Annotated in this window: 10 protein-coding genes; 5 read left to right on the plus strand and 5 right to left on the minus strand. The window is 42.8% G+C overall.

Features of this window, described 5'->3' with window-relative positions; translation table 11 throughout:
- Nucleotides 1-12 precede the first annotated feature (12 nt).
- Entirely contained in the window at nt 13-1,212 is a 1,200-nt protein-coding gene (locus ACED25_RS04585) for an MFS transporter (protein WP_102258529.1), read from the minus strand.
- Between the two features lie 110 nt (nt 1,213-1,322).
- On the opposite strand from ACED25_RS04585, the gene ACED25_RS04590 reads away from it, so the two are divergent.
- On the plus strand, nt 1,323-2,195 hold the full coding sequence (locus ACED25_RS04590) for a LysR family transcriptional regulator (RefSeq protein WP_371694737.1): 873 nt from the start codon (nt 1,323-1,325) through the stop codon (nt 2,193-2,195).
- 586 nt (nt 2,196-2,781) lie between these two features.
- Here ACED25_RS04590 and ACED25_RS04595 read toward each other — a convergent pair.
- Nucleotides 2,782-3,018: a glutaredoxin family protein gene (locus tag ACED25_RS04595; RefSeq protein ID WP_012604109.1), complete on the minus strand. Its 237-nt coding sequence runs from the start codon at nt 3,016-3,018 to the stop codon at nt 2,782-2,784.
- A 153-nt stretch (nt 3,019-3,171) separates the two neighbouring features.
- On the opposite strand from ACED25_RS04595, the gene ACED25_RS04600 reads away from it, so the two are divergent.
- Nucleotides 3,172-3,669 (plus strand): YgjP-like metallopeptidase domain-containing protein, encoded by a 498-nt coding sequence (locus tag ACED25_RS04600; protein ID WP_004734935.1) that lies wholly within the window; start codon nt 3,172-3,174, stop codon nt 3,667-3,669.
- 4 nt (nt 3,670-3,673) lie between these two features.
- Entirely contained in the window at nt 3,674-5,002 is a 1,329-nt protein-coding gene (gene rlmF / locus ACED25_RS04605) for a 23S rRNA (adenine(1618)-N(6))-methyltransferase RlmF (protein WP_371694738.1), read from the plus strand.
- 89 nt (nt 5,003-5,091) lie between these two features.
- On the opposite strand, the gene pilW is transcribed toward rlmF, so the two are convergent.
- Both pilW and metA read right to left on the minus strand, forming a co-directional pair.
- Nucleotides 5,092-5,841 carry a type IV pilus biogenesis/stability protein PilW gene (gene pilW / locus ACED25_RS04610; RefSeq protein WP_371694739.1) on the minus strand — a complete coding sequence of 250 codons (750 nt, stop codon included), beginning with the start codon at nt 5,839-5,841 and terminating at the stop codon, nt 5,092-5,094.
- 169 nt (nt 5,842-6,010) lie between these two features.
- Nucleotides 6,011-6,952: a homoserine O-succinyltransferase gene (gene metA / locus ACED25_RS04615; RefSeq protein ID WP_012604106.1), complete on the minus strand. Its 942-nt coding sequence runs from the start codon at nt 6,950-6,952 to the stop codon at nt 6,011-6,013.
- 275 nt (nt 6,953-7,227) lie between these two features.
- Here metA and ACED25_RS04620 point away from each other — a divergent pair, with 275 nt between their 5' ends.
- Together ACED25_RS04620 and ACED25_RS04625 are read left to right on the plus strand one after the other, a co-directional pair.
- Nucleotides 7,228-7,596 (plus strand): ATP-binding protein, encoded by a 369-nt coding sequence (locus ACED25_RS04620; protein WP_017096943.1) that lies wholly within the window; start codon nt 7,228-7,230, stop codon nt 7,594-7,596.
- A gap of 73 nt (nt 7,597-7,669) precedes the next feature.
- The gene (locus ACED25_RS04625; protein ID WP_012604104.1) at nt 7,670-8,092 is read left to right on the plus strand and encodes a DUF3859 domain-containing protein; all 423 of its coding nucleotides are present in this window, start codon (nt 7,670-7,672) and stop codon (nt 8,090-8,092) included.
- Nucleotides 8,093-8,247: 155 nt separating this feature from the next.
- Here ACED25_RS04625 and ACED25_RS04630 read toward each other — a convergent pair whose 3' ends face one another.
- Entirely contained in the window at nt 8,248-9,354 is a 1,107-nt protein-coding gene (locus ACED25_RS04630) for a M20/M25/M40 family metallo-hydrolase (RefSeq protein ID WP_371694740.1), read from the minus strand.
- Between the last annotated feature and the right edge of the window lie 357 nt (nt 9,355-9,711).

Here is a 9,711-nt window from a genome sequence, read left to right on the forward strand (position 1 = left end):
CCTCAGTCGTACTTATGCTTGTGCGAGTTTAGAGGCTGACACTTGAAGTTGTTTTAACTGGTAGACCCAAGCAAATATCGCAACATAGAAGATAGAACCACCGGCGATAACACCATTCCAACCGAACAACTGCCAGCAATATAAGAGTAAGAAACCACCCAAGCTTCCGCCTATGTAATAGTGGACTAAGTAAAGTGCAGTTGCTGTGGCCTTCGCACTTGGCGCTTTTTGACTCACCCAAGAATAGGCAAGGGTATGGGCGAAAAAAGCTCCGCCACTGATCAATAACAACCCAGCTAACATGAATGGGACTTTGTCGACGGCAGAAACCAACATTCCGATTAAGCTAATACACACGCCCATCAATATACCGTTTAACGGGTCAAAGCGAAGTGTCCATTTGTTGGAGAGCTTAGAGCTTACCGTACCGGCCAAGTAACATAGGAATATCAGTGAAGCTAAGCCCACAGGCACTGAGTGAGGTTCGGATACCAACCTAAAGCCCATTACTGAATACAGGTTAACGAACAGAGCGAAGTTAGCGCCACCAATCAACATCGCGAGCCACAAGGTACGGTTTCTTAAGTGCATCACAACCGAGCGGTTATGATGAAAGAACAACCCTTTTTGAGGTTTGAAGTTTTGTTGGTCAGGCAGACTATACGCAATATAGAGAGCGCCGATTAAGGAGCCGACCACGAAAAACAAAACCGTTGCGTGCCAGTCAAAATAATCCGTAATCAAGCCACCCAATACACGTCCGAAAATTCCACCCAATGAGTTGGCTGCAATATAACCACCGATCGCGACTGCAAATGCTTTGGGTGATAACTCTTCGACCATATAGGCAACCGCCACGCCTGCAAAAGCAGCGACTGCGATTCCCATTAATGCTCTGGCAATAACAAGTTGCAGTAGAGTGGTTGTGAACACCATGCTCAATCCAATCAAAGGAATAGCGAACAGACTGAATAGGATAATAGGTTTTCGACCAAAGGTTTCAGAAGCGATTGCCCAAGGCACCAAGCTGATGGAAAGCCCAAGTGTTGTCGCGGCAAACAGCCAGTTGATCTGAGTTTCAGATACTTGGAAGTGCTCCGCCATGTGCGGCAAGATAGGCTGAAAGAGGTAAAGGTTACAGAAAATGATAAATGAACCAATCGCCAATGATTGGGTGATGCGTTTGTATTGAGGACTGCCTTTATCAAACATTTACGTTGTGCCTGCGCGAGTAAGTAAGCTATTTGTGAACAAGTTATCAGTACAAGTGTGATTAAAGAAATATATTAAAAATATCACCTCTATATATTAAATATATCGTCATGCTTGAATCAAAACCTCTTCGACATTTTCTGGCCGTTGCTCAGTTTGGTAATTTTACCCAGGCTGCAAAAGCGCTGCATATCGCACAGCCTGCATTGAGTATCTCCATTAAAAAACTAGAACAGACGCTTGAGTTGATTCTATTTCGTCGAGGAGATAAATCCGTCACCTTAACGGAAGAGGGAAAGGTACTGTTTGAGCATGCAAAGCGAATCGCCCAGCAGTTTGATGATGCTCAACTCGCAATGAATGAGCTAAAGGGACTAGAAAAAGGCGAGGTTCGATTAGGCGCTCCAAGTATGATGGGGAGCTACTTTTTCCCACAGGTGGTGATGGCCTTTAAAAGCCAATACCCAAACCTAAAACTGACGCTTATAGATGCTGGTACCGCTTCGATTCGTGAAATGCTGTTAAACGGCGAACTGGATATTGGGGTTATCAATCATGAAAATGTCCCAGATGATCTCGAAACCGATCACTTGTTGAGTTCTGAGATGCTAGCAGTTGTTGGTAAAGAACACCCATTGGCAACGCAAGCATCCATCACCTTTGAAGAGTTTTTCGCTCAAGAACTGATCATGTTCAAGTCGGGTTATTTCCACCGTGACTTTATCGATGCAACGTGTAAAAAATACAACCTAGACATGACCATCGCATTCGAAACCAACTTATTGCCAATGATTCTTTCTATAGTAAAACGAGAGTTTGCCATTACTGCGCTGCTGAGTTTGGTCACAGAATACGAAGAAGACGTTGTGGGGGTGCCATTTAAAGATCCTGTAAAACTCAATCTATCTTTGGCTTGGAGAAAGGAAGGGTACTTGTCGAAGGCGGACCGAACCTTTATTGATTTCGTTAAGCGCTACGTGTGATTGTCTTGTTGTGTTATCTATCAATACAAATTTAACGTAAAATATCTACTACATTTCAATGTGTTATTTTGTGATTTTTATGGCATTTAAATGACGTTCTTTTACTGATTGATTGCTTAGTATCACACTATTTAAATATAAAACTGTGAGGTGCGTTGTATTATTATTTGGTGAACGTGTGATTGTTAACTTACATTAGGTATTAAATATGTCGCCTCCCACGTTAAAAAAACTGAAGCCATTAAGTATGAAGTGTAAATGTAAAGAACAAAGAATTGTTAGAGTTCGTCGTAATATTTTTGACAGAATCCTTGGTATTAAAGAAAAATACAAATGTGCTAATTGTAATGCAGTTTTTAAAATCAAAGGCTAGGCTAGGCTAGGCTAGGTGCATCGACTTTTTTATCGAAAGACTTTTTATATGAGAAGCTTGTCTGACAAGGATTTAGTAAATAGAGAAACTGCAAGAATGCGACCTGTTTATTTTCGATATACAAGTTGTCATGAATATAGAACAACAAAGCCCGAGTATCCTAGATTGGACATTCGGGCTTTATTATATAGAAGTATTACTGGCTTAGAGCACTTAGGTACTCTTTGAGTTATACATCTTATCGAAGTTCTTCTGATTCCAGCCGACCATCACCTGATCGCCGATTTTAAGTACGGGGATAGAGCGAGCTCCCATCGCTTGCAACTCTTTACGACCACGCTGCATCTTTGCATTCGTTAGGCGGTAAACAATTTTCTTTGAATCCAAATAGCGCTGTGCATCTTTACAGTGCGGGCATTTGTCTGCGACGTACAATACAACACGTTTCATTTTTATAATCTCTTTTTGAGTCTAGCTCTTGGTGAATCTCGCTAAAGTGTAACGAATCCTAGGTGATTAGAAAAGTGTGATCAGTTACACTATGCGGCTCAATTTTCAAGACCACAACGTATTGTCGTGGTGTAACTTGTACGGTCTTTCAGCATGCATCCTTCTTTACGCTATATCCAAGGCTACCCGAAGCACATTCTCGACCCGGTAACTCAACTAGTTGAATCGGGAAAGTTGGTGCCGTGGTTCGAAGCTCGCTACCCAAAGAATCATGAAATAAAAAGCGAGAAAGCCCTGTTTGACTATGCGATTGAGATTAAAAATCGTTATATGAAAAAAACACCACCGATCAGTAAAGTGATTTATGACGGTAAGATACACCTAATTAATAATGCATTAGGTCTGCACTCTTACGTCGCGAAGAATCACGGTGGAAAGATCAAATCGAAGAACGAGATTCGTATCGCCAGTGTTTTTAAAAATGCACCAGAACCTTTGCTGAGAATGCTGGTGGTGCATGAACTGGCGCACATCAAAGAGAAAGAACACGACAAAGCCTTTTACCAACTATGCTGTCACATGGAACCGGAATATCATCAACTTGAGTTAGATGCCCGTTTATTCATGATGTATTTAGATTTAAAGAAGTAGCCCAATGAGCCAATCACAAAACAGAACGACGCTAAGCCTGTCGAAAAACCGTACCTCATCAACAAAAACAAAAGACAACCAAGCTGATCAAGGTAACCGTAAGCACGGTGATATTAAGTCAAATGCCGGTAAACCAAGCAGCGACAAGCGTATTTCTACAAAGAACACATCAGACCGCAAAAACAGTGCTCCCAAAGGTGCTGACAACAAAGCAAAGCGACCTTTTGCAAAAGATAGCAAAGGTAAGCCGGGCGCGAATAAAGGGCCATCGAATAAGGCGTCTTTCAATAAAACTGCATTTAACAAGAATGCAGCACAGAAAAGACGTTCGGCAGCGAAGCCTCAAGGTGGATTACACCCAAGAAACCAACATACAGGTCGTTATGACTTCGAGTTATTGGTTGCAGCCTTGCCTGAGCTAAAAGAACACTTGATCAAGAACCCGGTGGGCGAAGACACCATTAATTTCTCTGATCCATTAGCCGTTAAGCTACTTAATAAGGCTTTACTGGCGCATCACTATGGTGTTAAGCATTGGGATATTCCTGCTGGTTACTTGTGCCCGCCAATTCCTGGCCGTGCAGATTATATTCACAGAGTGGCAGACATCCTTAATAGCGATGGCCAAGGTGAACCTTATAATCATGCTTCTGTGAAAGCATTAGATATCGGTGTTGGTGCAAACTGTATTTACCCAATCATTGGTGCGACAGAGTATAAGTGGCGCTGGACAGGTACTGATGTCGATTCAGTCTCCATCAAAACAGCGAACTTCATTGCGGAAAGTAACCCTAATCTAAAAGGTAAGATCCGAGCTCGTCTACAAGCCGACTCAGAATCTATCTTTAAGGGCGTGATTAAGGATAATGAACGTTACGATGTCACTATTTGTAACCCTCCATTCCACAGCTCTCTTGAAGAGGCGGAAAAGGGATCACAACGTAAACTGGATAACCTAGCGGCAAACCGAGCTAAGAAAGCCGGTCAGTCATTCAAGCCAGAAACGAATAAGAAGCCAGCCAAATCAACTAAGCAAGATAAACCAACCTTAAACTTTGGTGGCCAAAAATCTGAACTTTGGTGTCCGGGTGGCGAAGCTGCTTTCATTATGAAGATGGCGAGAGAGAGCCAACTTTTTGCTACTCAAGTATTGTGGTTTACGACATTGATCTCTAAGAAAGACAACGTTGATATGGTTCGTTCAGAGCTTGGCAAGCTTAGAGCTAAACAAGTAAAAGTGGTTGAGATGTCACAAGGCCAGAAGGTGAGTCGCTTTATCGCATGGACCTTTATGGACGACGAACAAAGACAAGAGTGGATTGCGCTTAAATAACAGACTGTACTTAGTTAAGATATTAAGCAGAAATACGTACGGGCTTGTTGTTAACGCAACAAGCCCGTTTTTTGTGTTTTTCATATGCGCTAAGCAGAAAGTAACTCATCTAACTTACTCTGATATTTCTTCTCTAGAGCACTGTTACCTGCTTTGTTTTCGAGATCGACCAAGATTTTAAGCGATGGAATTTGGTAGCCATAACGCTGGTGGAATTTGAATAAGCGAAGCCTAGCGTCATTGTATTCGGCCTCACTGACTTCAATTTTAGAAAGCTGTAGTATCGATTTTACGCGATTTGGATCGTGGTCAATCGCTCGTGTGAAGTAGTATTTTGCTTGGTCGGTATTACCAGCCTTAAACGCGCAGAATGCCGCATTCTCATAACTTGCAGAGACAAGGTAGTAGTAGGGTTGGTCAATAGCGCGATTGAAATATTTATCAGCTTGCTCGTATTCGCCTTGTTTACACAAGAACGTACCGTAGTTATTCAATACATTGCCGTTTCTTGAATCTAGACTGAGTGCTTTGCGGTAAGTCGTTCTTGCTTCACCTACTTCGCCAACTTGCTCGTAATAATGTGCCATCGAAAGTTGGGCGCGGTAATAGCTAGGAGCGTGTTTGATAGCGAGCTCTAGATTTTCACGTGCCTTGACCATATTACCTTGTCCCATGTAGCCCAAACCTAATTCGATGCGTGATTGAGACATCGCAATTGGGTCACTTGCCATTTTTGGTGGACCTTCGGTTACAGAAACACAACCTACCAAAGAAACAGAGACGAATAGCGTGAGATGAGATATCAGGGTGGATTTTGGTAATAGCGACTTGTTAGGCATGTGCAGCTCCTTTTGAACACAAACCTATGATATGAAATCGAACACATTTAAGTGTTAGATAGATTATGGAATGCGACCCAAACACCATAAAAAAAGCCGTGTCCCATTTGGTGTTTATCAACAACCTATGGAACACGGCTTTATGTGTTTGTGAATCGGAAGAAAGAACTTAGTCGTCCTTGGTGAAGTTGTCTTCGCTGAAGTGATCCAGATCGTAAGGTGTTTGTTGGTAAACGCAGTAGTTAAGCCAGTTTGAAAACAATAAGTGTCCATGACTACGCCAACTTGCTACAGGCTTGTTGTCTGGATTGTTGTTCGGGTAGTAGTTAATTGGAATAACAGGCTCCATGCCTTCACCCAAATCACGAATGTATTCGTTGTGAAGTGTATGCGCATCGTATTCAGGGTGACCGGTTACAAACACGTTTCGCTTATCTTTGGTTGCCGCAAGATATACGCCCGCCACATCAGAAGTCGCAAGAACATCAAGGTCGGTATGCTCGGCTAAGTATTCCTGAGAGAAATCAGCATAGCGAGAGTGCGGTGCCAAGAAGGTATCGTCGAAGCCACGTAAAATTGGGTGGTACGGGTTATGTATCTCGTGGTTGTAAACCCCAGAAAGCTTATCTTTACGAGTTCGCTTTGGTAAATCGTACAAGAGCTTTAAGCCAGCTTGAGCTGCCCAACACACATACAAGGTTGAGGTCACATGCTTGTTTGCCCATTCCATGATGGTTTTTAGATGATCCCAATAGATAACGTCTTCAAATTGAACCAAGCCAAGTGGCGCACCAGTGATGATCAATCCATCAAAGTTTCTCCCTTTGACCATTTCAAATTGACGGTAGAAGTTATCAAGGTGTTCTGTCGGCGTGTTTTTACTTGGTCGGTCATCAATACGCAACAGCTCTACATCGACTTGCAATGGGCTGTTGGATAGTAGGCGTAAGAATTGAGTTTCAGTTTCAATCTTCTTTGGCATTAGGTTGAGGATCAAGACTCGAAGTGGACGAATTTCCTGTGTCGATGCTCTTGATAACGGCATAATAAAGATGTTTTCTTCACGAAGAACATCAGATGCTGGCAATTGGTCTGGAATGCGAATAGGCAAAGCTTTCTCCCTAAGCTAGATATGTAGACGTCTATACATCTAAATCTATAGTAGTTTGATACGCTTGTCGATATACAAAATGGATAGTTGTAAATTATTTGTGTTTGCTATCAGAAGTCATCCACCAGCGTCGAGGGGAGTCTCATTGTATTCAGTGATTATCTGAGTCGAGTATAAGGACTCGGTTTTCGGATGTTGAGCAACGGCAGTTATCAGAGAAACTCGTCACTATTTAAGATAAACTCATGTTTTAAAATTAGCCTGTAAAGTGACAGATGAAGTTAATACTCATTCGAGGGTTGCCCGGTTCCGGCAAGTCAACAAAAGCAAAAACCTACGATGCATTGCATGTCGAAGCGGATATGTATTACGTGAATGAGCAAGGCGACTATAATTTTGACCCAAGGCAGTTGCAGCAAGCGCATGAGTGGTGTCAGAACACTGCAGAAGACGGCTTGAAGCAAGGGTTAGACGTTGTGGTGTCGAATACTTTTATTAAGCAGTGGGAAATGAAAGCCTACCGCCAACTCGCACTCAAATATAAAGCGGATTTGGTTATAGAAGTGTGCCGAGAGCAATATGGCAGCATTCACGACATTGAACCGTCGGTGATTAAGCGCATGGCAAAAGATTGGCAAGAATAGCCTCGTGCTTATCCAGCTTGGGTGAGTGGCAAATAGAATTAATTAATAGAACAACTCCAAGGTAACGATTGAAATGGCAAAGCGCTCTGTTGTGGTCGACATGACATCTTACGGCATCTATACAACGTGGGATTCCAAATCTAAAGATCTTCCAAAAATCCAAGAGTTCACCACTACCGTTGATGCTGAAATCGACGTGGAATTTGGCTATATCTTGAATATCAAAAAAGCCAAAGGTGAAAAAATCCGTTACTGCATCTATCACCCAAACATCACCACCGACACGGGTGAAGTGCTCGAACCGTTCGATGGTGAAGAGCATGTCGGCAACAATGACTGGGATTTTTACTTAGGCGATACTATCTGGGCGCCTGTCTCCAACAAACTCGGTAAATGGCGCATGACCGTCGAGCTAAAAGGCAACATCATTGCTGATAAGACATTCGACCTTGTTGCGAAAGACGAAGGGCAGTTTTGGAAGCGTAGGGGTTTTTAGATTAGAACTTCTGTCTAAATTAAGACAACAAAAAAGCCGAGTCACACGTTACATGTGAACTCGGCTTTTTGACGTTAACTAGATGGCATTTTTTATTTCGTCAACGAATAAGACAGGCTCGTTAACAAATAAGACAGGCTAGTTGACTAGTAAGACTATTGAGTCACGTAAGCGACAACAAACTCAGTGATTGCGACCATGTCTTTCACTGCAATGTACTCTTCAGTGGTGTGAACTTTCGCCATACCTGTAGAAAGGTTAACCGTTGTTAGGCCTTTCGCGTTGAAGTTGTTTGCATCGCTACCGCCGCCAGTGCGTTTAGTGTTCGCTGTTACGCCAAGCTTCTCGAATGCGGACTTGATAGAAAGAATGTGCGGGTGATCGTCTGCGATAACGAATGCATCGTAAGCACGAGTCGACTCGATTTCTACTTCAGCGCCAAACTGTTTTGCACTCTCTTGGAATGTCGAGATCATGTGCTCAACTTGAGCTGTTAGCTTTTCTCCGTTTAGAGAGCGAGCTTCAGCCACGACTTTAAGTTCTGGCATTACGATGTTAGTCGCTTGACCACCTTCAACAATACCGACGTTTGCCGTAGTTTCTTCATCGATACGAAGTAGATTCATCTCAGTGATCGCGTCTGCTGCCACTTGAATGGCACTGATGCCTTCTTCTGGCGCTAACCCCGCGTGAGCAGGGCGACCTTTGATGTTAGCAACAATCTTCTGTTGGCCAGGTGCTGCATTGACGATAGTGCCAATTGGGCCGCCTGTATCTAGTACGATAGCGTGCTCAGACTGAATGTAAGACATATCGAAGTTCAAAGAGCCGAACAGACCGCCTTCTTCGAATACAGTAAACGCAATCTCGATAGTTTTGTGCTCTTGGCCTTCAGCTTTGATGCAACGAACCGCTTCCATGATAGCTGCGATACCAGACTTGTCGTCGCCACCTAGAATTGTGTTGCCTTTTGAACGGATGATACCGTCTTCGATGATTGGCTCAATGCCGATACCTGGCGTTACTGTGTCCATGTGGCAGCTGAACACTGTGCTACCTGGAAGAGTGCCATCTAGACGAGCGTAGATGTTGAAACCGTTAGACACTTCTTCAGGAACCGCCAGTTTGTGAACTTCAAAACCCAGTTCACCGAGTTGCTCAGCCAAAGCTTCAGCAATCGCTTTTTCGTTACGAGATTCACTATCAATTTTCACTAGATCGCAGAAATGTTCTACGAGACGTTGTTCATTAATTTGGGTCATTGTTAATTCTCATTTTGCTCCGTTGTTTCTAAAGAAGTCACGGAGGCTGGAACAGGAAAATTACTATAACGCTTTTTTACAGAATCATTGCCTGAGTTAAATCAAGAAAATTATCTGATTATTCTAATTTATGAGAAAAATACTACGCGGATCGACCCATGTGCAGGATTTAAATCTCCATATGTGTCGGGTACAATGTGAAACCGCTTAAGGTAACCGTCGATTAAATTGGTATGCAATCAGTAATGGCACTTATAAATGAATAACAACAGAGTGTTAGGCTCATTTTTTCTCGTCGTACTGGGCTTTGTTGCGTAATTAAATTTAAAGATAGAACAACCCCGTTTCGCGTATTTC

It is taken from the genome of Vibrio sp. 1F263 (assembly GCF_041439035.1).
Classification (GTDB): Bacteria; Pseudomonadota; Gammaproteobacteria; order Enterobacterales; family Vibrionaceae; genus Vibrio; species Vibrio tasmaniensis_A.